The sequence below is a fragment of the Acidovorax sp. SRB_24 genome, assembly GCF_012931925.1.
This window is the reverse complement of record NZ_MWOM01000023.1, coordinates 16,780-41,836: the sequence shown is the minus strand read 5'-3', so window position 1 is coordinate 41,836 and position 25,057 is coordinate 16,780. Positions and strand designations below refer to the sequence as shown.

The 25,057-nt window shown below is 67.5% G+C and carries 20 protein-coding genes and 1 pseudogene; 14 read left to right on the top strand and 7 right to left on the bottom strand.

Translation table 11 applies throughout. From position 1 onward, the window contains the following. Positions 1–6: 6 nt before the first annotated feature. The 3 genes from B2J89_RS10270 to scpA form a co-directional block, all read right to left on the bottom strand. Positions 7–1,539, bottom strand: coding sequence for an acyl-CoA carboxylase subunit beta (locus tag B2J89_RS10270; RefSeq protein WP_169168983.1), 1,533 nt, complete (start codon positions 1,537–1,539; stop codon positions 7–9). Between the two features lie 46 nt (positions 1,540–1,585). After that, on the bottom strand, positions 1,586–2,530 hold the full coding sequence (meaB, locus tag B2J89_RS10265) for a methylmalonyl Co-A mutase-associated GTPase MeaB (protein WP_240964856.1): 945 nt from the start codon (positions 2,528–2,530) through the stop codon (positions 1,586–1,588). 89 nt (positions 2,531–2,619) lie between these two features. Beyond that, positions 2,620–4,782, bottom strand: coding sequence for a methylmalonyl-CoA mutase (gene scpA / locus B2J89_RS10260; protein WP_169168982.1), 2,163 nt, complete (start codon positions 4,780–4,782; stop codon positions 2,620–2,622). A gap of 128 nt (positions 4,783–4,910) precedes the next feature. On the opposite strand from scpA, the gene B2J89_RS10255 reads away from it, so the two are divergent. Next, positions 4,911–5,546, top strand: a complete 636-nt coding sequence (locus B2J89_RS10255) for a GntR family transcriptional regulator (RefSeq protein WP_169168981.1) — start codon at positions 4,911–4,913, stop codon at positions 5,544–5,546. A gap of 27 nt (positions 5,547–5,573) precedes the next feature. Here B2J89_RS10255 and B2J89_RS10250 read toward each other — a convergent pair whose 3' ends face one another. Beyond that, complete coding sequence (locus B2J89_RS10250) at positions 5,574–6,239, bottom strand: c-type cytochrome (RefSeq protein WP_169168980.1); 666 nt, start codon at positions 6,237–6,239, stop codon at positions 5,574–5,576. Positions 6,240–6,491: 252 nt separating this feature from the next. Here B2J89_RS10250 and B2J89_RS10245 point away from each other — a divergent pair, with 252 nt between their 5' ends. Beyond that, entirely contained in the window at positions 6,492–8,339 is a 1,848-nt protein-coding gene (locus tag B2J89_RS10245) for a long-chain fatty acid--CoA ligase (protein ID WP_169168979.1), read from the top strand. Positions 8,340–8,347: 8 nt separating this feature from the next. Here the strand turns inward: B2J89_RS10245 and B2J89_RS10240 are convergent, their stop codons facing one another. Beyond that, on the bottom strand, positions 8,348–9,463 hold the full coding sequence (locus B2J89_RS10240) for a saccharopine dehydrogenase family protein (RefSeq protein ID WP_169168978.1): 1,116 nt from the start codon (positions 9,461–9,463) through the stop codon (positions 8,348–8,350). Between the two features lie 148 nt (positions 9,464–9,611). Here B2J89_RS10240 and B2J89_RS10235 point away from each other — a divergent pair, with 148 nt between their 5' ends. The 4 genes from B2J89_RS10235 (at position 9,612) to dusA (ending at position 12,058) form a co-directional block, all read left to right on the top strand. Continuing rightward, a complete protein-coding gene (locus tag B2J89_RS10235; protein ID WP_169168977.1) occupies positions 9,612–10,064 on the top strand; it encodes an Lrp/AsnC family transcriptional regulator in 453 nt (150 codons plus the stop codon). A 153-nt stretch (positions 10,065–10,217) separates the two neighbouring features. Then, positions 10,218–10,520 carry a type II toxin-antitoxin system HigB family toxin gene (locus tag B2J89_RS10230; RefSeq protein WP_169168976.1) on the top strand — a complete coding sequence of 101 codons (303 nt, stop codon included), beginning with the start codon at positions 10,218–10,220 and terminating at the stop codon, positions 10,518–10,520. A gap of 23 nt (positions 10,521–10,543) precedes the next feature. Beyond that, positions 10,544–10,915 (top strand): type II toxin-antitoxin system HigA family antitoxin, encoded by a 372-nt coding sequence (locus B2J89_RS10225; protein ID WP_169168975.1) that lies wholly within the window; start codon positions 10,544–10,546, stop codon positions 10,913–10,915. A gap of 117 nt (positions 10,916–11,032) precedes the next feature. Next, the gene (dusA, locus tag B2J89_RS10220) at positions 11,033–12,058 is read left to right on the top strand and encodes a tRNA dihydrouridine(20/20a) synthase DusA (RefSeq protein ID WP_169168974.1); all 1,026 of its coding nucleotides are present in this window, start codon (positions 11,033–11,035) and stop codon (positions 12,056–12,058) included. A gap of 13 nt (positions 12,059–12,071) precedes the next feature. Here the strand turns inward: dusA and B2J89_RS10215 are convergent, their stop codons facing one another. Continuing rightward, positions 12,072–14,834: an EAL domain-containing protein gene (locus B2J89_RS10215; RefSeq protein ID WP_240964851.1), complete on the bottom strand. Its 2,763-nt coding sequence runs from the start codon at positions 14,832–14,834 to the stop codon at positions 12,072–12,074. 174 nt (positions 14,835–15,008) lie between these two features. Between B2J89_RS10215 and B2J89_RS10210 the strand changes: the two genes are divergently transcribed. The 3 genes from B2J89_RS10210 (at position 15,009) to B2J89_RS10200 (ending at position 18,331) form a co-directional block, all read left to right on the top strand. After that, positions 15,009–16,079 carry a GTP pyrophosphokinase family protein gene (locus B2J89_RS10210; RefSeq protein ID WP_169168973.1) on the top strand — a complete coding sequence of 357 codons (1,071 nt, stop codon included), beginning with the start codon at positions 15,009–15,011 and terminating at the stop codon, positions 16,077–16,079. A gap of 214 nt (positions 16,080–16,293) precedes the next feature. Then, the gene (locus B2J89_RS10205) at positions 16,294–17,712 is read left to right on the top strand and encodes a polyhydroxyalkanoate depolymerase (protein ID WP_169168972.1); all 1,419 of its coding nucleotides are present in this window, start codon (positions 16,294–16,296) and stop codon (positions 17,710–17,712) included. 7 nt (positions 17,713–17,719) lie between these two features. Beyond that, complete coding sequence (locus tag B2J89_RS10200; RefSeq protein ID WP_169168971.1) at positions 17,720–18,331, top strand: RnfABCDGE type electron transport complex subunit B; 612 nt, start codon at positions 17,720–17,722, stop codon at positions 18,329–18,331. A 72-nt stretch (positions 18,332–18,403) separates the two neighbouring features. On the opposite strand, the gene B2J89_RS10195 is transcribed toward B2J89_RS10200, so the two are convergent. Then, complete coding sequence (locus B2J89_RS10195) at positions 18,404–19,918, bottom strand: methyl-accepting chemotaxis protein (RefSeq protein WP_169168970.1); 1,515 nt, start codon at positions 19,916–19,918, stop codon at positions 18,404–18,406. A gap of 211 nt (positions 19,919–20,129) precedes the next feature. On the opposite strand from B2J89_RS10195, the gene dapC reads away from it, so the two are divergent. The 5 genes and pseudogenes from dapC to B2J89_RS22760 all read left to right on the top strand — a co-directional run. Continuing rightward, a complete protein-coding gene (gene dapC, locus B2J89_RS10190; RefSeq protein WP_169168969.1) occupies positions 20,130–21,335 on the top strand; it encodes a succinyldiaminopimelate transaminase in 1,206 nt (401 codons plus the stop codon). Positions 21,336–21,339: 4 nt separating this feature from the next. After that, positions 21,340–22,164, top strand: coding sequence for a 2,3,4,5-tetrahydropyridine-2,6-dicarboxylate N-succinyltransferase (dapD, locus tag B2J89_RS10185; protein WP_169168968.1), 825 nt, complete (start codon positions 21,340–21,342; stop codon positions 22,162–22,164). 54 nt (positions 22,165–22,218) lie between these two features. Beyond that, complete coding sequence (locus tag B2J89_RS10180; RefSeq protein WP_169168967.1) at positions 22,219–23,388, top strand: PilT/PilU family type 4a pilus ATPase; 1,170 nt, start codon at positions 22,219–22,221, stop codon at positions 23,386–23,388. A gap of 13 nt (positions 23,389–23,401) precedes the next feature. Beyond that, positions 23,402–24,586 (top strand): succinyl-diaminopimelate desuccinylase, encoded by a 1,185-nt coding sequence (gene dapE / locus B2J89_RS10175; RefSeq protein ID WP_169168966.1) that lies wholly within the window; start codon positions 23,402–23,404, stop codon positions 24,584–24,586. Further along, positions 24,583–25,057, top strand: a pseudogene (locus tag B2J89_RS22760) (50S ribosomal protein L3 N(5)-glutamine methyltransferase); the annotation flags it as partial. The gene dapE and the pseudogene B2J89_RS22760, both read left to right, overlap by 4 nt.

Below are 25,057 nucleotides of genomic sequence, written 5' to 3'. Positions count from 1 at the left end.
TCGACCTTACAAGGGAATGTTTCCGTGCTTGCGCCATGGATTTTCCAGCTTCTTGTCACGCAGCATGACCAGCGAGCGGCAGATGCGCTTGCGCGTCTCGTGCGGCAGGATCACATCGTCGATGAAGCCGCGCGCGCCGGCCACGAAGGGGTTGGCGAAGCGCTCCTTGTATTCGGCCTCGCGGGCCGCGAGCTTGACCGGGTCGTTCTTGTCCTCGCGGAAGATGATTTCCACCGCGCCCTTGGCGCCCATCACGGCGATTTCGGCGTTCGGCCAGGCCAGGTTGACGTCGCCGCGCAGGTGCTTGGAGCTCATCACGTCGTAGGCGCCGCCATAGGCCTTGCGCGTGATGACGGTGATCTTGGGCACGGTGCACTCGGCATACGCGTACAGCAGCTTGGCGCCGTGGCGGATGATGCCGCCGTACTCCTGGCTGGTGCCGGGCATGAAGCCGGGCACGTCGACGAAGGTGACGACAGGGATGTTGAAGGCATCGCAAAAGCGCACGAAACGCGCGGCCTTGATGCTGCTCTTGATGTCGAGGCAGCCGGCCAGCACCAGCGGCTGGTTGGCGACGATGCCCACGGTCTGGCCTTCCATGCGCGCCAGGCCGATGACGATGTTCTTCGCGTAATCGGGCTGCAGCTCGAAGAAGTCGCCGTCGTCCACGGTCTTGAGGATCAGCTCCTTCATGTCGTAGGGCTGGTTGGCGCTGGCCGGCACCAGGGTGTCCAGGCTCAGGTCGGCGCGGTCGGCCGGATCGCCGCTGGGGCGCACGGGCGGCTTTTCGCGATTGTTCAGCGGCAGGTAGTTGTAGAGGCGGCGCAGCATCATCAGCGCCTCGACGTCGTTGTCGAACGCCAGGTCGGCCACGCCGCTCTTGGTGGTGTGGGTGATCGCGCCGCCCAGCTCCTCGGCTGTCACCTCTTCGTGCGTCACGGTTTTGACCACGTCGGGGCCGGTGACGAACATGTAGCTGCTGTCCTTGACCATGAAGATGAAGTCGGTCATGGCGGGCGAATACACGGCGCCGCCGGCGCACGGCCCCATGATCAGGCTGATCTGCGGCACCACGCCGCTGGCCATCACGTTGCGCTGGAACACGTCGGCATAGCCGCCCAGGGACGCCACGCCTTCCTGGATGCGCGCGCCGCCCGAGTCGTTGAGGCCGATCACCGGCGCGCCCACTTTCATCGCCTGGTCCATGACCTTGCAGATCTTCTCGGCGTGCGTTTCGGACAGGGCGCCGCCGAACACCGTGAAGTCCTGGCTGAAGACGAACACCAGGCGGCCGTTGATCATGCCGTAGCCCGTGACCACGCCGTCGCCGGGGATCTTGTTGTCTTCCATGCCGAAGTCGGTGCAGCGGTGCTCGACGAACATGTCCCACTCTTCAAAGGTGCCGTCGTCGAGCAGCAGCTCGATGCGCTCGCGTGCCGTGAGCTTGCCTTTGGCGTGCTGGGCGTCAATGCGCTTTTGTCCGCCGCCCAGGCGCGCCAGCGCGCGTTTCTTCTCCAGTTGCTCGAGGATGCTTTGCATGGTCGGTCCTTGTTGAATTCACTCTGTTTTTTATAGCTTTCAGCGCTTATCCAGTATGGGCTGAGAGCAGATTTCTTGCTGCAGTGGAGGCCGCCACACGCCCCGCCGACACCTCGGCCAGCAGCTGTGGCAGCAGTGCCTGCACCTTGGGGTCGTGGTGAAAAGCCTGCTTGAGCCCGGCCTCGATGCGCTGCCACATCCAGGCCAGGTTTTGGCGCTGGCGGCGCTGCTCGCGGCGGCCGTTGGCCGTTTGCAGCGCGTTGAACTCGGTCACCGCCGCCCAGAACCCGTCAATGCCGGCGCCCTCCAGCGCACTGATCTGCAGCACCTGGGGCTGCCAGAAATGGGCGTCGTGGCGTTCGTTGCCCGCGCTGCCATGCAGGCCCAAGAGGCGCAGCGACGAGGTGATCTGCGCCTGCGCGCGCGTGGCGGCGTTCTTGTCGAGGTCGGCCTTGTTGATGGCCACCAGGTCGGCGATCTCCATCACGCCCTTCTTGATGGCCTGCAGCTCGTCGCCCGCGTTGGGCAACTGCAGCAGCACGAACATGTCGGTCATGCCCCACACCGTCGTCTCGGACTGGCCCACGCCCACGGTCTCGACGATGACCACGTCGTAGCCCGCGGCTTCGCAGACCAGCATGGCCTCGCGGGTCTTTTCGGCCACGCCGCCGAGCGTGCCGCTCGAGGGGCTCGGGCGGATGTAGGCCGCTTCGTGCACCGAGAGATGCTCCATGCGCGTCTTGTCGCCCAGGATGGAGCCGCCCGAGACGCTGCTTGACGGATCGATCGCCAGCACCGCCACGCGGTGGCCCTGTCCGATCAGGTACAGGCCGAGCGTTTCGATGAAGGTGGATTTGCCGACGCCCGGCACGCCGCTGATGCCCAAGCGCAGGGCCTTGCCGGTGTGCGGCAGCAGCTGCGTGAGCAGCGCGTCGCCCTGCGCGCGGTGGTCGGCGCGCGTCGACTCGAGCAGCGTGATGGCCTTGGCCATGGCGCGGCGCTGTTGCGCCGGGTTGGCGTGCAGCAGCGCGTGCTGCAGCGCGTCCACAGGCGAAGGCGCTGCCGTGTGCACCGCCGCGCTCACGCCGCCAGGGCCTTGCGGATCTGTTCCAGCACGTCCTTGGCGCTGGCTGGAATCGGCGTGCCGGGGCCGTAAATGCCCTTGACGCCCGCGTCGTACAGGTGCGCGTAGTCCTGCGCCGGGATCACGCCGCCGACGAACACGATGATGTCGTCGGCGCCCTGGTCCTTGAGCGACTGGATGATCGCGGGCACCAGTGTCTTGTGGCCGGCAGCCAGCGTGCTCACGCCCACGGCGTGCACGTCGTTCTCGATGGCCTGGCGCGCGCACTCTTCGGGCGTCTGGAACAGCGGGCCCATGTCCACGTCGAAGCCCAGGTCGGCAAAGGCCGTGGCCACCACCTTGGCGCCGCGGTCGTGACCGTCCTGGCCCAACTTGGCGATCATCACGCGCGGGCGGCGGCCCTCGTGCTCGGCGAAGGCGTTGATCTCTTGCTTGAGCTTGTCCCAGCCTTCGGCCGAGTCGTAGGCGGCTGCGTACACACCGGTCACCTTTTGCGTATCGGCGCGGTGGCGCCCAAAGACTTTTTCGAGCGCATCGGACACCTCGCCCACCGTGGCGCGCAGGCGCACGGCGTTGATGGCCAGCTCCAACAGGTTGCCTTCGCCGCTCTCTGCTGCAGAAGTGAGAGCATCCAGCGCTTGCTGCATCTGGGTTTGGTTGCGTTTTGCCCGGATATTCTGCAGGCGCTCAATCTGCCCGTCGCGCACTTTGACGTTGTCGATCTGCAGGATGTCGACCGCGTCTTCCTTGGCCAGTTTGTACTTGTTGACGCCGACGATCACGTCCTTGCCGCTGTCGATGCGCGCCTGCTTCTCGGCGGCGGCGGCCTCGATCTTGAGCTTGGCCCAGCCGCTGTCCACGGCAGCGGTCATGCCGCCCATGGCTTCGACCTCTTCGATGATCTTCCAGGCAGCATCGGCCATGTCCTGGGTCAGCTTTTCCATCATGTAGCTGCCGGCCCAGGGGTCGACCACGTTGGTGATGTGCGTTTCTTCCTGGATGATGAGCTGCGTGTTGCGCGCGATGCGCGAGCTGAACTCGGTGGGCAGCGCGATGGCTTCGTCGAGCGCGTTGGTGTGCAGGCTCTGCGTGCCGCCAAACACAGCCGCCATGGCCTCGATGGTGGTGCGCACGATGTTGTTGTACGGGTCCTGCTCGGTCAGGCTCCAGCCGCTGGTCTGGCAGTGCGTGCGCAGCATCAGGCTCTTGGGGTTCTTGGCGCCGGTCTCCTTCATGATGCGGCACCACAGCAGACGGGCCGCGCGCATCTTGGCCACTTCCAGGTAGAAGTTCATGCCGATGGCCCAGAAGAACGACAAGCGGCCGGCGAACTCGTCCACGTCCAGGCCCGAGGTGATGGCCGTTTTCACGTATTCCTTGCCGTCGGCCAGCGTGAAGGCCAGTTCGAGCGCCTGGTTGGCGCCTGCTTCCTGCATGTGGTAACCCGAGATCGAGATCGAGTTGAACTTGGGCATGTTCCGGGCCGTGTAGCCGATGATGTCGCCAATGATGCGCATCGAGGGCTTGGGCGGGTAGATGTAGGTGTTGCGCACCATGAACTCTTTCAGAATGTCGTTCTGAATAGTTCCGGAGAGCTTGTCCTGGCTCACGCCCTGCTCTTCCGCCGCCACCACGTAGCCCGCCAGCACCGGCAGCACGGCGCCGTTCATGGTCATGGAGACGCTCACCTTGTCCAGCGGAATCTGGTCGAACAGGATCTTCATGTCCTCGACCGAGTCGATCGCCACGCCGGCCTTGCCCACGTCGCCCGTGACGCGCGGGTGGTCGGAGTCGTAGCCGCGGTGCGTCGCCAGGTCGAACGCCACCGACACGCCCTGCCCGCCGGCGGCCAGCGCCTTGCGGTAGAACGCATTCGATTCCTCGGCCGTCGAAAACCCCGCGTACTGGCGGATGGTCCACGGGCGCACCGCGTACATGGTGGCCTGCGGGCCGCGCACGTAGGGCTCGAAACCGGGCAGCGTGTCGGCGTAGGGTAAATCCGCCGTGTCGGCCGCCGTGTACAAGGGCTTGACGACGATGCCGTCGGGCGTGTTCCAGTTCAGGGCCTGCACATCACCGCCAGGGGCGGACTTGGCGGCGGCGCGCTGCCAGTCTTCGAGGGTCGATGGTTTGAAGTTCGGTTCGGTAGGGCTGGTCATGGCGGTGTCGCAGGGTTCGCAATCGGGGACGTGCCGGCGCGTAAAGCTTCGCCTGCAAGCACGATGGGCCGGAGTCTAACCCATCTGTAATTATTAATTTATAGTTTTTTTCGGGTACATTTCGGCCCATGTCTGCCCTTACCCTCACCCCCCGCGCGCTCTATGAAGAGGTGGCGGAGCAGCTGCGCCAGCGCATCTTCCGCCGCGAGCTGGAGCCTGGCAGCTGGATCGATGAACTCAAGATCGCCGAGGAATTCGGCATCAGCCGCACACCCCTGCGCGAAGCCCTGAAGGTGCTCGCCGCCGAAGGCCTGGTCACGATGAAAGTGCGCCGCGGCGCCTATGTCACCGAGATGTCGGAGAAAGACCTGCGCGACGTCTACCACCTGCTCAGTCTGCTCGAGAGCGACGCGGCCGGCGTGGTGGCGTCTACGGCCACCCCGGCGCAACGCCAGCAACTGCAAGACCTGCACACCGAGCTGGAGGCTGCCGCCGGCGAACGCGAGCGCTTCTTTGCCGTGAACGAGCGCTTTCACATGCTGCTGCTGGAACTGGCCGACAACCGCTGGCGCAGCCAGATGGTGGCCGACCTGCGCAAGGTCATGAAGCTCAACCGCCACAACTCGCTGCTCAAGCAGGGGCGCATCGAAGACTCGCTGCAGGAGCACCGCGCCATCCTGGCGGCCCTGCTGGCGCGCGACGCAGCGGCCACCGTGACCGCGATGCAGGCGCACTTCGCGCACGGGCTCGAGGCAGCGGCCTGAACGTCCTGCGGCCCTGCGCCGAGCGGCTTAAGGCATCGACGCCACGAACGCGACCACCGCGTCGATGTCGGCATCGCTCATCAGGCGCGTGTTGGACGCCATGATGGAATCCGCCCGCACGCCCGTGCCGTCGCGGTAACGCCTGAGCGTGGTGCTTAGGTAGCCACTCTGCTGCCCGGCGATGCGGGCGATGGTTGCGTTGCCCCGCCCGTCGGCGCCGTGGCAGCGAAAGCAGGTCTGCTGGAAATACGCCTGGCCCTTGGCGGCCAGCGCGGCGCTGGTCGTCGGCTTGTGCAGCACCGGCTGGGCGGTATAGAACAGCACCATGCCGACCTTCTCGTCGCTGTCCATCGCCTTGATCAAGCCCTCCATGAACGCGTTGCGGCGCCGGCCATCGGCGAACTGGCGCAGCTGCTCGAGCAGGTAAGCCGGGTTCTGGCCCGCCAGGTTGGGGATATCGGGCTTGGCACTGTTGCCGCCTTCGCCATGGCAGTTGGCACAGACGGCGGCGACCTTGCGTCCGACCTTGAACAGCGCGTCGGACAGGCGCGGGTCGGCTTCGGCTTCGCGCAGGCGCGCACTGAGGTCTACCGCGGCGGTGGCCCGCGCCTTGGCCGGCTGGGCCTGGACCGGCAGGGACAGGGGTACGGCGAGCAGTGCGCCCCACAAAACGGCATGGATGCGCTTTGCCATGGCAAAAACCATTTCATAAAAATGGGAATTTTAGGTGACCCCCTGGCCGGGAGCGCGCTGGCGCCTTTGCGCCTGGTCAAAGGAACGCCACGCCACGTCCCCGGCGACCTGCCCCGCGGCAGCGCCGTCGCGCAAAGGCAGATGCGGGCGGCCGCGGCATGGGGCCGGTCCGGGCGTGGACAGCGCTGGGTATGATTCCAAGGGTTTCCCCCAAGATCTGCCCCTGGCGCTCCGTTCGCCCTGACCGACCTGATGACCATTGCCTTTGCCGACATCGCCAGCGTCCAGACGCTGCCCCAACTGCTCGCCTACCGCGCAGCCCGCACCCCCGACGGTGAGGCCTACCGCGCGTTCGACGCCGCCGCGCAGGCCTGGGTCGGCCTGAGCTGGGCGCAGGCCGCGCAGCGCGTGGCGCAGTGGACCCGCGCGTTCGCGGCCATGCAGTTGCCCGCTGGCGCACGCGTGGCCATCTTGCTGCCCAATGGCCTGGAGGCCCTGTGCGCCGACCAGGCCACGCTGGCCGCCGCCTGCGTGCCGGTGCCGCTGCACGCCATCGACAATCCCGGCAGCATTGCCTACATCCTGGCCGACAGCGAGGCCTCCATGCTCTTCGTGGACCAGGCTGCACAGTGGGAGGCGATCCGCGCGACCGGCGTGCCGCTTCCGGCCCTGCGCGCCGTGGTGGTGGTGGCGGATGCGCACACGCCCCTGGAGTCCGCAGAAGCATCCGCCGATGCACCGGCGCTGGGTTCGCTCGCACAGTGGCTGGCGGGCGCCTCGGCGGGCAGTGCGCCGGCGGCGCCACCGGGGCCGGAGGACCTTGCGGCCATCGTCTACACCTCGGGCACGACGGGCAAGCCCAAGGGCGTGATGCTGACGCACGCCAATGTGCTCAGCGACGTGAAAGCCGTGCTCGAGCGCATTGCGCCCACCCCCGACGACGTGTTTCTGTCGTTCCTGCCGCTTTCGCACACCTTTGAGCGCACGGGAGGCTACTACCTGCCGATGGCGGCGGGCAGCTGCGTGGCCTATGCGCGGTCGGTGGGGCAACTGGCCGAGGATCTGCAGACCGTGCGCCCCACCGTGCTGGTGTCCGTGCCCCGCATCTATGAGCGCATGCACGCCAAGCTGCTGGAAACGCTGTCGCCCTCGCCGTGGAAGATGCAGCTGTTCGAGGCCGCGCAGGACCAGGGCTGGCGCCGCTTTTGCGCGGCGCAGGGCCTGCCGGTGCCCGCGCGCAGCCGCGCCGGCGGCTGGATGGCCGCCCTGCCCTGGCCGCTGCTGCATGCGCTGGTGGCCCAACCCGTTCTGGCCCGGTTCGGCGGCCGGGTGCGCGTGGCCGTGAGCGGCGGCGCACCGCTGTCGCCCACCATTGCGCACTGTTTTCTGGGCCTGGGCCTGCCGCTGGTGCAGGGCTATGGCATGACCGAAACATCGCCGGTGGTGTCGGTCAATGGCCTGGACGACAACGACCCGACCACCGTGGGCCGCGCGCTGCCTGGCGTGGAGGTGCGCATCGGCAACCACCGCGAACTGCAGGTACGTGGCCCCGTCGTGATGCGCGGCTACTGGAGGCGTCCCGAGGACACAGCGCGCGTCCTGGGTGCCGACGGCTGGCTCGGCACGGGCGACCAGGCCGAGATCGTGCAAGGCCGCATCCGCATCCTGGGCCGCATCAAGGAAATCATCGTCACCTCCACCGGCGAGAAGGTGCCCCCGGGCGACCTGGAGTTGGCGCTGCTGGCCGACCCGCTGCTCGAGCAGGCGTTCGTCGTCGGTGAGAACCGGCCGTTCATCGCCTGCGTGGCCGTGCTGGCGCGCGACGAATGGCAACGCCTGGCCGTCGACCTGGGGCTCGACGCGCACGACCCGGCGAGCCTGAACAGCCCCGCCGTACAGCGGGCCGTGCTCGCGCGCATCGAAAAGAACACGTCCGGTTTTCCGCGCTACGCCGTGCCGCGCGCGGTGCACCTCACGCTCACGCCGTGGACGGTGGAAAACACCTTCATGACGCCGACGCTCAAACTCAAGCGCACCAACCTGGCCGCGCATTTCGCGGACGCCATCGAGGCCATGTACACCAGGCCGGGCGGGCGCTGAGCGCGCCCTCAGGCGGGCTGGGCCGCCTCTGCCGCGCCCTGCGCCTGGGGCGCATACGCCGTGCCAAAGCGGTTGCCCAGAAAGTCCGCCAGCGCCACCTGCTCCTGGCCGATGAATCCCGCCTGCGGCAGGCGGCCGTGCACCACCAGGTCCAGGGCCGCGCAAATGCCGGCCGCCGTGGTGCGCTGGATGGCACTGAGGGCCATGCCGTCGACCTGGGTGCCGACGATGTGGGCCGAATAGGCATGCTCCACCAGGCGCCCGCCGCTGAGGCCCGAAGCGCTGGCAAACACCACGACCACGTCCTGCTCGGTGGTGGGGATGGCGGCTTCCAAAATGTCCTTGAGCAGGTCGCGCCGTTCGCGCAGGCGCAGGTCGTTGAGCAGCAGCCGGAGGATCGCGCAGTGGCCAGGGTAGCGGATTGACTTGTAGTCGACCTGGCGCGCCCGGCCGGCCAGCGTCTCGGTCAGCGTGCCCAGCCCGCCCGAGGTGTTGAAGGCCTCGTACTCGACCCCGTCGAGGGCAAAGGTTTCCAGGCCGCCGAGTGCCGGCACGAAGGTCGGCGCGCCGCCCACGATCGCCTCGCAGGGGTTGCAGTATTCGTTGATCAGGCCCTCGGTGCTCCACGTCAGGTTGTAGCGCAGGGCGCCCTGCGGGTAGCGCGGCAGCGCGCCCACGCGCATTCGCAGATCGTGCAGCGCGTCGAAGCGGCGCGCGAGGTCGTGGCCGACGATGCCGATGAAGCCCGGCGCCAGGCCGCACTGCGGCATCAGCACACTGCGCGCCGTGCGGCCGAGCGCGCGGATGGCCTGCGTGCTGGCCACGTCCTCGGTCAGGTCGAAATAGTGCACTCCCGCGTGCGCGCACAGCGTGGCCACGCCCACCGCGCGGTGGAAGGGCAGCGCGTTGAGCACGGCAAAGCAGCCCTGGATGGCGGCCTGCACGCTGGCGTCGTCGTGCACCACGGCCGTGGCCAGACCGAGGGGGCGCAGCGCTGCCAGGCTGGCGGCGTCGCGGTCGGCCACCAGAAGGTCATAGTCGCCCGTGCGCTGCAGCAGCAGGGCCATCGCGTGGCCGATGCGGCCGGCGCCCAGAATCGCAATGGTGGGTCGGGTGGTGGTCATGGCGGTCTCCTTCGGTCGTCCTGGCGGAGCCCGGCAACAAGCCGGTGCGTGCTCCTATGCTAGGCGGCTGTGCTGTCAATGTGTAGCGGACAAAACGTCGATTCCACGGGATATATTCGCCATTTCGACGAAACCAAGGGTCCTTGCCATGGAACCACCCCTCGACCGCACCGACCAGCAACTGCTGAGCCTGTTGCAGGCCAACGCGCGCGAGAGCACCGCCACGCTGGCCCGGCGACTGGGCTTGGCGCGCACCACCGTCGTCGCGCGCATTGCGCGGCTGGAGCGCGAGGGCGTGGTCGCTGGCTACGGCGTGCGCCTGGGCCGGCGCATGGACAGCGCCACCGTGCGCGCCTGGTGCAGCCTCAGCGTGCTGCCCCAAACGGCGCCGACCGTGCTGCGCGCCCTGGCCGAGATGCCCGAGGTCGAGGAAGTCTCGGCCGTGAGCGGGCAGTTCGACTACCTGGTCTTCTTGCGCTGCGCGACGCACGAACAGCTTGATGCCCTGCTCGACCGCATTGGCCAGGTCGACGGTGTGCACCAGACCCAGACCAGCATCGTGCTCAGCCGCAAGATCGACCGGCGCAGCCTGTCGGGCTGAAAACCACCTATTTTGATAGCTGTCAGCGCAATACCAGAAAGCGCTGGAGGCCAATATGACCGTTTATGAACGCACGCGGTGCAGCAGCCCTGTCCTGGTGGGAAGCAGACGCCCCATTGCCCTGATCCCAATTTGGGACTAAACTCTTCCTCCATGCGAGTGATTGCCGTCTCCGCGCTGCGCGACTGCTGGGCGCAGCACCCCGATGCCGAGCAACCGCTCAAGGCCTGGTATGCCGAAGCGACCAAGGCCCTGTGGGAACAGCCCGCCCACATCAAGGCCCAGTACCGCAACGCCAGCTTTGTGGGCAACAACCGCGTGGTCTTCAACATCAAGGGCAACGACTACCGGCTGGTGGTGGCCATTGCATACCGGCTGCAGGTGGCCTACATCAAGTTTGTCGGCACGCACAGGGAATACGACGCCATAGACGCCGTCACCGTCGAAATGGGCTGACAGCCCTTAGAGAGGTACAGACCATGGAAATCCGCCCTATCCACACCGAAGCAGACTACAAGGCCACGCTCAAGGAAGTGTCGGCATTGGTGGATCTCGACCCCGCCAGTGGCACACCCGAAGGCGATCGGCTCGACGTGCTGTCCACCCTGGTGCAAGCCTGGGAGACGCGCCACCTGCCCATCGAAGCGCCCGACCCCATCGAGGCCATCAAATTCCGCATGGAGCAGGAAGGCCTGGAAGCCAAGGACCTGGAGCCCTACATCGGCCAGCGCAACCGCGTGTACGAAGTGCTCAACCGCAAGCGCGCGCTCTCGGTGGGCATGATTCGCAGGCTGCACCAGGGTCTGGGCATTCCCGCCGAGGTGCTGATTGCCGAACCACGGCAGGCCTGAGTCCCCTGACAACTCATTTTTGATAGCTGCCAGCGCAATGCCATCAAGCGCTGGAGGCCGATGGGGCTAAAAACCCAGGCCGCCTGTCGCTTTGGGGTGCAGTGGGATAATCGCCCCATGTCCGACGCCGCTTCCGCGCCCACCTCCCTCCCGATCCCCCCGCACAGCCCCTGGCGCATGTCCGTTGCGCCGATGATGGACTGGACCGACAAGCACTGCCGCTACCTGCACCGGCTGCTGAGCCGCCGCACCCTGCTCTACACCGAGATGGTGAACAGCGGCGCCATCGTCTATGGCGACGCCGCACGGCACCTGCGCTTCAACGCCGAAGAGCACCCGGTGGCCCTGCAGCTTGGGGGCAGCGAGCCGGCCGATCTGGCGCGCAGCGCGAAGCTGGGCGAACAGTGGGGCTACAGCGAAATCAACCTCAACTGCGGCTGCCCCAGCGAGCGCGTGCAGCGCGGCGCGTTTGGCGCCTGCCTGATGAATGAGCCACAGCTGGTGGCCGACTGCGTCAAGGCGATGGCCGACGCGGTGGCGGTGCCCGTCACCGTCAAGCACCGCATCGGCATCGACAAGAGCGAAAGCTACGGCTTTGTGCGCGATTTCATCGGCACCGTGGCCGAGGCGGGCTGCAACACCTTCATCGTGCACGCGCGCAACGCCTGGCTCAAGGGCCTGTCGCCCAAGGAGAACCGCGAAATTCCGCCGCTGCGCTACGGTGTGGTGGCGCAGCTGAAACAAGACTTTCCGCACCTGACCATCGCCATCAACGGCGGCCTGTCCACCGACGCCGCCGTGCTCGGGCAGCTGGCCCAGGTCGATGGCGTGATGGTGGGCCGCGAGGCCTACCACAACCCGTGGTGGCTGGCGCGCTGGGACGAGGTGTTCTACGGCGATGCGCCGAGCCAGCTGACGCGCGAGGGCATCGAGGCCACCATGGTCGATTACATGGCACGCGAGGCCGCGGCCCACGGCACCCCCTGGGCGACCATCGCGCGCCACATGCTCGGACTGCGCCATGGCCTGCCGGGCGCGCGCCGTTGGCGCCAGGTCTGGAGCGACCACCGCCTCAAGGCCCTGCCGCCGCACGAGGTCATGGCGCTGGCCCACGCCGGGCCGCCCCCTTCGCTGGCGGCGTGAACAGCGCTCCGGGTCAGTCGCTGGCGCCGAGCCGGCGCTGCAGCCACGGCTGCAGCGGGCCCGGGCGCTCGAACCAATAGCCCTGGAGGAATTCGCAGCCGTTGGCGGTCAGGAAGTCGGCCTGCGCACGCGTCTCCACCCCTTCGGCCACCACGCGCAGCTTCAGGTGGCGGGCCACCGACAAAATGCTCTGCACGATGGCCGTGCCGTTCGGGTCGTCCGGCGTGTCCTGCACAAAGCCCTTGTCGATCTTGAGCTCGAACAGCGGCAGCTTCTTCAGGTAGGCCAGGCTGGAGTAGCCGGTGCCAAAGTCGTCGATGGAAAAGCGGATGCCCAGTTGCACCAGTTCGGCCATGCGCGCGCTGGTGTCCTGCCAGTTGTCGATGAACAGGCTTTCGGTCACTTCCAGGATCAGCTGCGAGGCCGGTGCACCGGTGCGCGCGATCATGCCGCGGACGCGCTCGACAAAGTCGTCCTGGCGGAACTGGCGCGTGCTCACGTTGACCGACAGCAGCAAGGTGCTGCCCACCGCGTGCAGCTGTGCTAGCGCCTCGCAGGCCTGCAGCAGCACCCAGTCGCCCAAACGCAGGATGAGGCCCGATTCCTCCGCCACGGCGATGAAACGGTCGGGCGGCACGCTGCCGCGCTGTGGATGGTTCCAGCGCAGCAACAGCTCGCCGCCGACGACGCGGCCGCTGGCATCGACCTGGGACTGCACATGCACCACCAGCTCATTGCGCGCCATCGCGCTCTTGAGGTCCTGCTCGAGTGCAAGGCTTTCCTGCGCATTCAGCAGCATGGCGGGCTCGTAAAAGGCAATGCGGTTGCGGCCATGCGCCTTGGCCCGGTACATGGCGGTGTCGGCCTCGCGCAGCAGGTCCTCGACCCCTGCACAGTTCCTTGGAAACAGCGTGATGCCGATGCTGGCGCTGCTGTCGTAGACGTGGCCGTTGACGCGGTGCGGTGCTTCCAGCACGGCGCGCACCCGCTCGGCCATCTGCTGCGCGGCGGCCGTGCCGGCCGCCAGGTCTGGCGCCAACCGCGACACCAGCACCACGAACTCATCGCCCCCCAGGCGCGCCACCGTGGCATCGGCGCCCTGCAGACGCTGCAGGCGCTGGGCCACCTGCACCAGCAGCACATCGCCCACCGAATGCCCACGGGCGTCGTTGATCTGCTTGAAATTGTCCAGGTCCACGAACAGCAGCGCCCCAACCTCGCCCGAGGCCTGGTGCGCCGCCAGCGCAGCGTGCGTGCGGTCGAGCAGCAGGCGACGGTTGGGCAAGCCCGTCAGCGCGTCGTAGTAGGCCAGCCGGTGGGTGTGGGCCTGGGCCTGCTTGCGCTCGGTGATATCGCGCGACAGCGCAATGAAACGCGGCGCCAGCGAGCCCGTTCCGCCCTCCTTGCGCGCCACTGAAAGCTCGAACCAGTGGGACTCCCCGGCCAGCTCCAGTTCGTATTCCTGCCCGCGCGAGAGCCCGTGGGCATGGGCCTGCTGCAGCGCCGCCATGCAGCTTGCCGCCGCGCCGGGCGTGAGGATCTCCGTGAACCGCTTGCCCAGCAGGGCCTCGGGCGGTGCCACCAGCAGGTCCGTGCGTGCCGAGCGGACATGGTGGATGACCCCTTGCAGGTCCACCTCGAACAATAGATCGGGGACGGCGCTCAGGGTGCTTTCCAGGTCGTCGCGCGTGCTGCGCAGCTCCTGGGTCATGCCGCGCGCCAGTGCCAGCGCGCGCTCACGCCCGGTCGCCAGCAGCCAGGCGAGCCAGCCCAGCACCAGGCTGCCACCTACGCCCATGGTGGCGAACCACGCGTCCGCGGGCGGGTGGTAGTGCTCGAAACCGGCCAACGGGTGCATGCGCAGCGTCCAGTGGCGGCCCCCGAGCGCTATGCGGCGCGTGGCCTGCAGGTCGCTATCCGCGTCCGAGACGGCCGTTGCGGTGCTGTAGAGCAGCGCCTGCGGCGCCGCGGTGTCGCCGTCGTAGATCTCCAGGCCGATGTCGGTGTCCAGCTCCCGGGCCAATCCCTGCAGCACGCTGCGCATCCGAAACTGCGCCGCCACCCAGCCCACCAGGCTGTCGCGCCGCCCCTGCAGCGAGTCCGGTGGCTCCTGTTTGCCATAGAGAGGCAGGTACATGACGAGCGCTGGGGCCCGCCCGCGGCCTTCGTTCTGCACCAGGTCGAGCTTGCCCGTCAGGGCCAGTTGGCCGCTGTCGCGCGCCAGTTCCAGCGCCGCGCGGGACCCGGGCACCGTGGCCGCGTCAAACCCCAGCGCCTTCAGGTTGTCGCCCGCAAAGGGCTCGATGTGCGTGATCGCCGCATAGTGGGCGCGCGGCCCCTGCGGCCAGATGCTGTAGGCCGCAAACCCCTTTTTTCGCATGGCTTCGGCGTGCAACGGCACGTCGGTGCTCTTCACCCACAGCAACAGCGAGACCCCCTGCAGGCCGGGCCTTTTCTCCTCCAACTGGAGGGCGTCGATGTAGGCGCGGAATTCATCGCGCTCGATGCTTTCCGAGCCGTCGAAATACCCCTTGACCCCGCGCAGCACCAGCTCATAGGCATCCATGCGGTCCTTGAGGTTGTAGGCGATGCGATCGGCCGCCATCTCGAAGGCATGCCTTTGCTTCTCGGCTTCCTGCGTTTCACGCGCATGCGAGTACAGGTAGACGAGCCCCAGCATCACCAGCACCAGCAGCGGCGCAAACAGCATCGGCAGATGCCAGCGCAGGACGCTGCCCTGTGCGCGCTCGCGGGAAGGCAATGGCGGTAGATGCATCAAGGTGGACAAAATCCTGGTGGCGGGTCGGGTCGGCTTTCGGAGCGAAATGCCGGCGCAAGAACGCGCCCATTATCTGTGCACATTCTTGACCCAAGTCAAGACAGCGCTCTGGCACGCTGCGCGCGCAAGGCGCCGCCCTCGTGCGCGCGGTTTGCGCGAAAATCGCACGCCATGCCTTCTCTTGATTTCGACCTGGAAAAATCGCGCTTTCACGCGTTCTATGGGCAGAACCTGCCGTTGCTGAAAAACGCGCTGGAATCGTTTATCGCATTGCTGACGGACCTGGTGGCGCCGTCGGCCGCCATGGACGTGACCAAGATCGAAGGCCGCATCAAGGACGCCGACGAATGCGTGCGCAAGTTCTCGCGCAAGTACCGTGCGGCGCTCGAAGACAGCGGCACGCCCTACGAGATCCGGCCCTACATTACCGACCTGATCGGCCTGCGCGTGGTCTGCCTGTATGAGGACGAGCTCGAGAAGGTGGCGTACGCCGTGAAATCGCAGTTCGAAGTGATCGAGGTCACCGACAAGGTCAGCGCTGTTGAGGGCACCGAAAGTGCCTTTGGCTACAAGGGCCTGCACCTGGACCTGCGCCTGGACGCGGCGCACCGGGCGCTGCCCAGCCACGCGCTGCTGGCGCCGTTCGCGTTCGAGTTGCAGATCCGCACCATCATCCAGGACTCCTGGAGCGTGCTGGACCACAAAATCAAGTACAAGAAAGCAATTCCCGGCCCGCTCAAGCGCCGCATCAACGTGCTGGCGGCGCTGTTCGAGCTGGCCGACCGCGAATTCCGGCATATCCGCGACGCCACCGAGGCAGAACTGCGCCTGGCCCCCGACGAAACCGTGGCGCAGGACAGCCCCCATGCGACAAGCACTCCGCCCGGAGGCCAGGATTCCGCCCCCGGCAGCGGGCTCAATGCCTTCACCTTCCTGAAGATCGCCACCCACTTCTTCAAGGACTTCGAATTCGAGCCGCACAAGGTCGACATGTTCGTCGACGACATCCACACCTGGTCGCCCGACATCACGCGCGCGCGCTTCAACAGCCTGCTGCGCCAGACCATCGGCATCGTCAAGCGCTACAAGCAACACCACGAAGAGCAGCACCCTTCGTCCCAGCTCAACCCCTACACCGTGATCCGCCACTGCCTGTACCTCGGCAACAAGGAGGTCTACGCGCGCGCGCTGCGCAAAGCCTCGCGTGACGCGTTCGACGCCTGGCTGGCCACGGCCGACTGAAGAGTCGTCGGCGCATTTATCTCATGAAAATGGGCTTTTTCCCAATCCACACAAGCGCTGACCGCTATGGATTTTGATGGAGCCTCGTTAGGCACGCAGGGGCGCCATGGACCGCTTGACCGTGTCGCAGAGGTGACTCCGTCTGGGTGATTTCACGCCACCCCGGCTCAACCAAACACTGTTATATTGCACTGCAACAATCCCAAATTCCGCCATGCTCTACGCCCTTTATGAAACCCAGCGCTCCTTCATGGAGCCCTTTGCCGACTTTGCGCTGGCCACGGCCAAGTTCTACAGCAGCCCCACGGCCCTGCTCGGCAAAAGCCCGATGGCGCAGCGCATTGCAGCGGGCTACGAGCTGGCCTACCGCCTGGCCAAGGACTACGAAAAGCCGGCCTTCGGCATCCCTACGGTGGAAGTCGACGGTGTCGGCGTGGCCATCCACGAGCGCGTGGAAGTGGACAAGCCTTTTTGCGAGCTACGCCGCTTCAAGCGCTTCTCGGACGACCCGGCCACCCTGACCAAGCTCAAGGGCCAGCCCGTGGTGCTGGTGGTGGCGCCGCTGTCGGGCCACTACGCCACGCTGCTGCGCGACACGGTGCGCACCATGCTCAAGGACCACAAGGTCTACATCACCGACTGGAAGAACGCGCGCCTGGTCCCGCTGTCCGAGGGTGCCTTCCACCTCGACGACTACGTCAACTACGTGCAGGAATTCATCCGCCACCTGCAGGGCGCCTATGGCAACTGCCACGTGGTCAGCGTGTGCCAGCCCACGGTGCCGGTGATGGCTGCGGTGTCGCTGATGGCCAGCCGCGGCGAGCCCACGCCGCTGTCCATGACCATGATGGGTGGCCCGATCGACGCGCGCCGCTCGCCCACCGAGGTGAACGACCTGGCCGTCAACCGCAGCTACGAGTGGTTTGAAAACAATGTGATCTATCCCGTGCCCCGCAAGTTTGCGGGCGCGGGCCGGCGCGTCTACCCCGGCTTTCTGCAGTACTCGGGTTTCGTGGCCATGAACCCCGATCGCCACGCCACCAGCCACTACGACTATTTCAAGAACCTGGTCAAGGGCGACGATGCCAGCGCCGAAGCGCACCGCCGCTTCTACGACGAATACAACGCCGTGCTCGACATGGATGCGGACTATTACCTGGAAACCATCCACACGGTGTTCCAGGAGTACAAGCTCGTCAACGGCACCTGGGACGTGCGCTCGCCCGACGGCGAGTTCGAGCGCGTGCGCCCCCAGGACATCCGCACCACCGCACTGTTCACGGTCGAGGGAGAACTCGACGACATCTCAGGCTCGGGCCAGACCCACGCGGCCCATGGCCTGTGCACGGGGCTGGACAGCACCCAGATGCGCCACCTCGAGGCCAAGGGCGCAGGCCACTACGGCATCTTCAGCGGCCGGCGCTGGCGCGAGGTGGTGTACCCCCAGGTCCGCCAGTTCATCCTCGACCACGCCACCCCACGGCAGCCCGCGGCAAGCAGCACCGCTCCCACCGGCGCGGCCGAGCCGGCGCCGGCCCAGGCAGAGACGGTGCAAACCCCTTTGCTGGCCGGCGTAACCGCCGCGCCGCCCGCGCTGCCGCAGCGCGGGCCCCGCATGGCGCGCAAGGGCTGAAAACGCGGTGCCAGCCGAGCCTTCCGCCCTGTCGGCCCTGGCCGCCCGCCTCGATGCGGCTTTGCCGCAGACGCAGTGCACGCGCTGCGGTTACCCCGATTGCGCCGGCTATGCCCAGGCCATCGCACGCGCAGAAGCCGGCATCGACCAATGCCCCCCCGGTGGCGCCGGGGGCATAGCCCGGCTGGCGGCCCTCACGGGCCAGGCGCTGCGGCCGCTCAATCCTGCGCATGGCAGCGAAGGCCCGCGCACCCTGGCCGTGATCGATGAGGACTGGTGCATCGGCTGCACGCTGTGCATCAAGGCCTGCCCCACCGATGCCATCGTCGGCGCCAACAAGCTCATGCACACCGTGATCGCCGCGCACTGCACGGGCTGCGAACTGTGCATTCCGGTGTGCCCTGTCGACTGCATTGCGCTCGACAACGCCAGCGGCGAGGCGACCGGCTGGGCCGCATGGTCGCCAGCGCAGGCCACGCATGCACGCCAGCGCTATGCACTGCGCCGGCAGCGGCTGGCCGGCGAGGGGCAGGCCCCTGACACGCCACCCGCGGTGGACGACAAGAAAGCCGCAATCGCAGCAGCGCTGGCGCGCGCGCGCGCACAGCGCGCGCACTGAACCCCTTCCCGCGCCGGGCTTCGCTTCCCTTCCCAAGAAGCCTCCCATGCACGAACGGGGGCGCCGCGGCGCTCAGCCGCCCGCAGCCAGCGTCTTGTACACACCGCAGCCCAGGTAGCACTGGTCCAGCTGCAGCACGTACGACATCTTGGTCTGTACCGTGTCGCTCGCGGGGTTGTGGATGTCGTATTCCACCCAGCCCGGCGCCCGTTCGGCCTGCGCGATGATGTCCTGCACCAGTTGCTCTCCTGCGATGCCCGGAATGTCCTGCACGCGCGTGCCGACCTTGGCCGGGTTGCCACCGAACGCGCGGTAGGTGCCGTCGCGGTCGAGTGCGAACACGTACATGTCGCGGTCGTGCCAAGGCTGGGCGGGGTCTGTCAGCGTGCGCAGGAACTGCCCGGGCGGCGTTCTGCCGTGCATCGCGGCGGCGCGCTCGACCAGCGCCACGGCTTCGTCGGCGGTGCCCTGCTGCAGCCGAAAACTGGACACTGCCCGGGACAGGGTCGAGGCCCGGTTCTCCAGCGCCACGGCCTGCCCCACCGCGTGCTCGACCATCCGCGCGTTGTGCTGCGTGATCTGGTCGAGCTGGCGCACGGCCGTGGTGATCTCCTGCAGGCCGTTGCTCTGCTCCGCACCGGACGTCGAAATTTCAGACATGTTGGCCGCCACGCTGCGGATCCCGCCCGCCATCGCGGCGATGCCCTCGCCGGCCGAGCGGATCAGCGCGGCACTGGCCTCCACCTGCGCCACCGAGGTGCCGATGAGTGTGCGGATCTCGCGCGCTGCCTCGGCCGAGCGGCCCGCCAGCGTGCGCACCTCCGCCGCCACCACCGCAAAGCCGCGGCCCTGTTCGCCCGCGCGCGCGGCCTCCACCGCAGCATTGAGCGCCAGGATGTTGGTCTGGAAGGCAATGGCGTCGATCACGCCAATGATCTCGCCCATGCGGCGCGCCCCCTGCTGGATGGCCTCGACCGACTGCACGGCATGCGCCATGGCCTGCACGCCCTCGTCGGCGGCCTGTCGCACCTGGCTGGCGCGCTGGTCGGCGGCGCGGGCGGTCTGGGCATTGGTGTGCACGGTGGCCGACAGCTGCTCGACGCTGGCCGCCGTTTGCTCCAGGTTGGCCGCTTGCTGCTCGGTGCGCTCCGCCAGCGCCCGGTTGTCCACTGCCAGGCTCTGCCCGGCATGCGCCACCAGCGCGGCATTGCTGCGGATGTCAGCCACCATGGCAGACAGTGTGAGCACCATGCGGTCGAGCAGCCGGGCCACTGCCGACAGCTCGTCGCGGCCCCGCACCGGCACGCGGGCACAGAGGTCGCCCTCCGTCGTCTGTTCCATGGCCGCGGCCAGATCGCCCAGATCGCCTGCGAGGCTCGCATACAAGGCGGCCACCGCGTACAGCCCGGCCACCGCGCAGCCCGCCAGCACGCCCCAAATCACCACATTCGAGGCGCCCAGGCCGGGCAAGGCCGCCACCGCCACCAGGGCCGCGCTCCACGCCGCTGCCAGCGTCAAGAGTTTGGCGGGCAGGCGCAGGCGGCGCATGCACCACACACCGGGTCGCAGGAAGGCTACATCAAACATGGGGCGCGTCTCCGTTTCATTGTTCTGGGGAATGCAGGCGCTCCCAGGGGCACCTCGACGGGCCCATGGTCGTTACATTTTCTTGCACTAAACTGACGGGCAGACAGACACACGGCGTCCAGCCACAACGGCGCCAGGGCTGGGTTTCGGGGCGGGAAGAAGCGCGCACGCTGCACTGGGCGCCCGGGCGCATCCCCGATAATGGCGCCCCATGAACCCCCTGCTCTCCCACCTGCAGCCCTACCCTTTTGAGCGGCTGCGACAGCTTTTCGTGGGCGTCAACCCGCCCGCCCATCTGAGCGCCATCAGCCTGGGCATGGGCGAGCCGCGCCACGCGACGCCGGCTTTCATCCAGGAAGCGCTGACCGCAGGCCTGGGCGGCCTCGCCAGCTACCCGGCCACGGCGGGCGAGCCGCGCCTGCGCGAAGCCTTCACCGGCTGGCTCGGCCGCCGCTACGGCCTGGCGCTCGATCCGGCCACGCAGGTGCTGCCCGTGAACGGTTCGCGCGAGGCGCTGTTTGCCTTTGCACAGACCGTGCTCGACCCCACGCAGGGCACGCCCGTGGTGGTCTGCCCGAACCCGTTCTACCAAATCTACGAAGGTGCGGCCCTGCTCGCGGGCGCCACGCCGTACTTCGCGCCCAGCGATCCCGAGCGCAACTTCGCGGTGGACTGGGACAGCGTGCCCGACTCCGTGTGGCAGCGCACGCAGCTGCTGTTTGTCTGTTCGCCGGGCAACCCCACCGGTGCCGTAATGCCCCTGGCCGAGTGGGAAAAGCTTTTTGCCCTGTCGGACCGCCACGGTTTCGTGATCGCCTCCGACGAGTGCTACAGCGAAATCTACTTCCGCGACGAGCCGCCGCTGGGCGGCCTCGAAGCCGCCGCCCGGCTGGGCCGCAGCGATTTCAAGAACCTGGTGTCGTTCACCAGCCTGTCCAAGCGCAGCAACGTGCCCGGCCTGCGCAGCGGCTTTGTCGCGGGCGACGCTGCGCTGATGAAGGCCTTCTTGCTCTACCGCACCTACCACGGCAGCGCCATGGGTCCGGCCGTGCAGGCCGCCAGCGTGGCGGCCTGGGGCGATGAGGCGCATGTGGCCGACAACCGCGCGCAGTACCGGCGCAAGTTCGCCGAAGTCACGCCCATCCTGGCACGCGTGATGGACGTGCGCCTGCCCGACGCAGGTTTCTACCTGTGGGGGCAGGTGCCGCAGCAGCTCGGCCTCAGCGACACCGAGTTCGCGCGCGGGTTGCTGGCTCAATACAATGTCACCGTGCTGCCCGGCAGCTATCTGGCGCGCGAGGTGGCCGGCGCCAACCCGGGTGCGCAGCGCGTGCGCATGGCCCTGGTGGCCGAAACCGAAGAATGCGTGCAGGCCGCGCAGCGCATTGCCCAATTCATCCAAACCCGTTCCACCTGATCACATGACCCACCACCTGCAAAGCACCATCGACGCCGCATGGGACAAGCGCGCCAGCCTCACGCCCAGCACCGCTCCCCAGGACGTGCTGGAGGCCGTTGAACACGTCATCGCCGAGCTCAACAGCGGCAAGCTGCGCGTGGCCACGCGCGAGGGCGTGGGCCAGTGGACGGTGCACCAGTGGGTCAAGAAGGCCGTGCTGCTGTCGTTCCGCCTCAAGGACAACGCCGTCATCAAGGCCGGCGAACTGGGCTTCTACGACAAGGTGCAGACCAAGTTCGCCCACCTCTCGGCCGAGGAAATGGCCGCCACCGGCGTGCGCGTGGTGCCGCCGGCCGTCGCGCGGCGCGGCAGCTACATCGCCAAGGGCGCCATCCTGATGCCGTCCTACGTCAACATCGGCGCCTATGTCGACGAGGGCACCATGGTCGACACCTGGGCCACCGTGGGCTCGTGCGCGCAGGTGGGCAAGAACGTGCACCTCTCGGGCGGCGTGGGCCTGGGCGGCGTGCTCGAACCCTTGCAGGCCAACCCGACCATCATCGAGGACAACTGCTTCATCGGCGCGCGCTCCGAGATCGTCGAGGGCGTGATCGTCGAAGAGAACTCCGTCATCAGCATGGGCGTGTACATCGGCCAGAGCACGCCCATCTACGACCGTGCCACGGGCGAGATCAGCTACGGCCGCGTGCCCTCGGGCTCGGTGGTCATCAGCGGCAGCCTGCCCAAGGACGGCGGCCGCTACAGCCTGTATGCCGCCATCATCGTCAAGCGCGTCGATGCGCAAACCCGCGCCAAGACCAGCCTCAACGACCTGCTGCGCGACTGACGCGCGGGTCCATCCGGCGCCGGAACGCACCCACCACCACGAGAGGGAGAACCCATGAGCACGATGGAGCGCATCCTGCGCCTGATGGCCGAGAAAAAGGCCTCGGACGTGTACCTGTCGGCCAACGCGCCCGCGCTGATCAAGATCAACGGCGAGTGCGTGCCGATCAACAACCAGATCCTGCCGCCCGACGCGCCCCGCAACCTGCTCTCCGAGATCGTGCCCCCCGACCGCCTCGAAGAGCTGCAGGAGACGGGCGAGCTCAACATGGGCGTGCCTCTCACCGGCGTGGGGCGTTTTCGCGTCAGCGCCATGCGCCAGCGCGGCAGCTATGCCGTGGTGGTCCGTTTCGTCACGCAGGACATTCCCGACCTCGACAAGCTGAACCTGCCGACCGTGCTGGCCGACCTGATCATGGAAAAGCGCGGCCTGATCCTGGTCGTCGGCGCCACCGGGTCGGGCAAGAGCACGACGCTGGCGGCCATGATCGACCGGCGCAACAGCCTGCAGACTGGCCACGTGCTCACCATCGAAGACCCAGTCGAATACCAGTTCCGCAACAAGAAATCGATCGTCAACCAGCGCGAAATCGGCAGCGACACGCAGTCGCTGCAGGTGGCGCTGAAGAACGCGCTGCGCCAGGCGCCCGACGTGATCCTGATCGGCGAAATCCGCGACCGCGAAACCATGTCGGCCGCCATCGCCTATGCCCAGTCGGGCCACCTGTGCCTGGCCACGCTGCACGCCAACAACAGCTACCAGGCGCTCAACCGCATCCTCAGCTTCTACCCCGTGGAAGTGCGCGCCACCATGCTGGGCGACCTGGCCTCGGCGCTCAAGGCCATCGTGTCGCAGCGCCTGGTGCGCACCGCCACGGGCGAGCGCGTGCCCGCCGCCGAGGTCATGCTCAACACCAAGCTGGTGGCGGACCTGATCGAGAAGGGCGACTTCTCGGGCGTCAAGGAGGCCATGGAGAAATCCATGGCCGAAGGCTCGCAGACGTTCGAGGAAGACCTGGCGCGCCTGGTCTTGAGCCAGCGCATCGACCGCAAGGAAGGGCTGGCCTACGCCGACTCGCCCACCAACCTGATGTGGCGCCTGCAGAACGACTTCTCGCTGGCCGCCAAGGCCGCCCAGGCCCACAAGGCGGCGCAGGACGCGCAAACTCACGACGAAGAGCCGTCGTTCACCGAAATCGTGCTCGACGTGAAGCCGAGCGCCTGATCCCCCCTGTCCCATGCCCCGCACCCTGACCCTGGCCGAACAGCTCATCTCCCGCCCCTCCGTCACCCCCGAGGACGGCGGCTGCCTGCCCCTGCTGGCCGAGCGCCTGCAACCGCTGGGCTTCGCCTGCGAAACCATGGACAGCGGACCGGCCGAGTTCCGGGTCCAGAACTTGTGGGCAAAACGGCCTTCAGCGCACAGCCAGTCAGCGCAGGCTGCTATCAAAACAGTGGTCTTTGCGGGCCACACCGACGTCGTGCCCACCGGGCCGCTCGCGCAGTGGAGCAGCGACCCGTTCACGCCCACGCACCGCGACGGCAAGCTCTATGGCCGCGGTGCCAGCGACATGAAGACCTCCATCGCCGCCTTCGTCGTGGCCCTGGAAGAGTTCCTCGCCGCCACGCCCGCGCCGCTGCTGGACATCGCCCTGCTGCTGACCAGCGACGAAGAGGGCCCGTCGGTCGACGGCACCAAGGTCGTGGTCGAGGCGCTGAAGGCGCGCGGCGAACGGCTGGACTACTGCATCGTCGGCGAGCCCACGGCCGTGCAGCGCACCGGCGACATGATCAAGAACGGCCGCCGCGGCACGCTCAGCGGCAAGCTCACGGTGCGCGGCGTCCAGGGCCACATCGCCTACCCGCAGCTGGCACGCAACCCCATCCACGAAGCCCTGCCGGCGCTGGCCGAGCTGGCCGCCACCGAGTGGGACCAGGGCAATGCCTTCTTTCCGCCCACCAGCTGGCAGATCAGCAACGTCCACGGCGGCACGGGCGCGAGCAACATCATTCCCGGCGAGGTCGTGGTCGACTTCAACTTCCGCTTCTGCACCGAGTCCAGCGCCGAGGGGCTCAAACAGCGCGTGCATGCCGTGCTCGACCGCCACGGGCTCGAATACGCACTGCGCTGGACGCTGGGCGGCCAGCCCTTCCTGACCCCACCGGGCGAGCTGGTCGCCGCCGTGCAGCAGGCGATTGCGGCCGAGACCGGCCTTGCCACCGAGCTGTCCACCACCGGCGGCACCAGCGACGGCCGCTTCATCGCCGCCATCTGCCCGCAGGTGATCGAATGCGGCCCGCCCAACGCGAGCATCCACAAGATCGACGAGCACATCACCGTGGCCGACATCGAGCCGCTCAAGAACATCTACCGGCGCACGCTCGAAAACCTGCACGCGCAGGCCTTGGCGGCGGTAGTATGAACGCACCCACCCCCGTGCCCAGCGCCCTGCCCGCGCTGCGCGGCGACACCATCGGCGCCCTCATCGCCAGCGGCGCGCAGCGGCTGCAGGCCGCGGGCGTGGCCTTTGGCCACGGCACCACCAACGCCCACGACGAAGCCGCCTGGCTGGTGCTCTGGCGCCTCGGACTGCCGCTCGACACGCCGCTGGGCGATGCACCTGATTCCAAGCAAAATCAGCCTGTAACTCCCGCCCAGAAAGCGTTGGTAGCTACACTTTTTGATGAACGCATCGGCACACGCAAGCCCGCGGCCTACCTCACGCGCGAGGCCTGGCTGCAGGGCGTACCGTTCTATGTGGACGAGCGCGCCATCGTGCCGCGCAGCTTCATTGCCGAATTGATCGCCGATGGCGGCTTTGACGAATGGCTGGGCGAACACACGCACCAGGTGCTCGACCTGTGCACCGGCAACGGCAGCCTGGCCGTGCTGG

Bases quoted from the DNA above. Each gene is read 5' to 3' on its own strand.
- B2J89_RS10255 (WP_169168981.1), top strand. From the start codon at position 4,911: ATGTCTGCCCTTACCCTCACCCCCCGCGCGCTCTATGAAGAGGTGGCG.
- B2J89_RS10245 (WP_169168979.1), top strand. From the start codon at position 6,492: ATGACCATTGCCTTTGCCGACATCGCCAGCGTCCAGACGCTGCCCCAA.
- B2J89_RS10225 (WP_169168975.1), top strand. From the start codon at position 10,544: ATGGAAATCCGCCCTATCCACACCGAAGCAGACTACAAGGCCACGCTC.
- scpA (WP_169168982.1), bottom strand. From the start codon at position 4,782: ATGACCAGCCCTACCGAACCGAACTTCAAACCATCGACCCTCGAAGAC.
- dapD (WP_169168968.1), top strand. From the start codon at position 21,340: ATGACCCACCACCTGCAAAGCACCATCGACGCCGCATGGGACAAGCGC.
- B2J89_RS10250 (WP_169168980.1), bottom strand. From the start codon at position 6,239: ATGGCAAAGCGCATCCATGCCGTTTTGTGGGGCGCACTGCTCGCCGTA.
- dusA (WP_169168974.1), top strand. From the start codon at position 11,033: ATGTCCGACGCCGCTTCCGCGCCCACCTCCCTCCCGATCCCCCCGCAC.
- B2J89_RS10180 (WP_169168967.1), top strand. From the start codon at position 22,219: ATGAGCACGATGGAGCGCATCCTGCGCCTGATGGCCGAGAAAAAGGCC.
- B2J89_RS10240 (WP_169168978.1), bottom strand. From the start codon at position 9,463: ATGACCACCACCCGACCCACCATTGCGATTCTGGGCGCCGGCCGCATC.
- B2J89_RS10215 (WP_240964851.1), bottom strand. From the start codon at position 14,834: ATGCATCTACCGCCATTGCCTTCCCGCGAGCGCGCACAGGGCAGCGTC.
- B2J89_RS10270 (WP_169168983.1), bottom strand. From the start codon at position 1,539: ATGCAAAGCATCCTCGAGCAACTGGAGAAGAAACGCGCGCTGGCGCGC.
- B2J89_RS10195 (WP_169168970.1), bottom strand. From the start codon at position 19,918: ATGTTTGATGTAGCCTTCCTGCGACCCGGTGTGTGGTGCATGCGCCGC.
- B2J89_RS10205 (WP_169168972.1), top strand. From the start codon at position 16,294: ATGCTCTACGCCCTTTATGAAACCCAGCGCTCCTTCATGGAGCCCTTT.
- dapE (WP_169168966.1), top strand. From the start codon at position 23,402: ATGCCCCGCACCCTGACCCTGGCCGAACAGCTCATCTCCCGCCCCTCC.
- dapC (WP_169168969.1), top strand. From the start codon at position 20,130: ATGAACCCCCTGCTCTCCCACCTGCAGCCCTACCCTTTTGAGCGGCTG.
- B2J89_RS10210 (WP_169168973.1), top strand. From the start codon at position 15,009: ATGCCTTCTCTTGATTTCGACCTGGAAAAATCGCGCTTTCACGCGTTC.
- meaB (WP_240964856.1), bottom strand. From the start codon at position 2,530: ATGGCCAAGGCCATCACGCTGCTCGAGTCGACGCGCGCCGACCACCGC.
- B2J89_RS10230 (WP_169168976.1), top strand. From the start codon at position 10,218: ATGCGAGTGATTGCCGTCTCCGCGCTGCGCGACTGCTGGGCGCAGCAC.
- B2J89_RS10235 (WP_169168977.1), top strand. From the start codon at position 9,612: ATGGAACCACCCCTCGACCGCACCGACCAGCAACTGCTGAGCCTGTTG.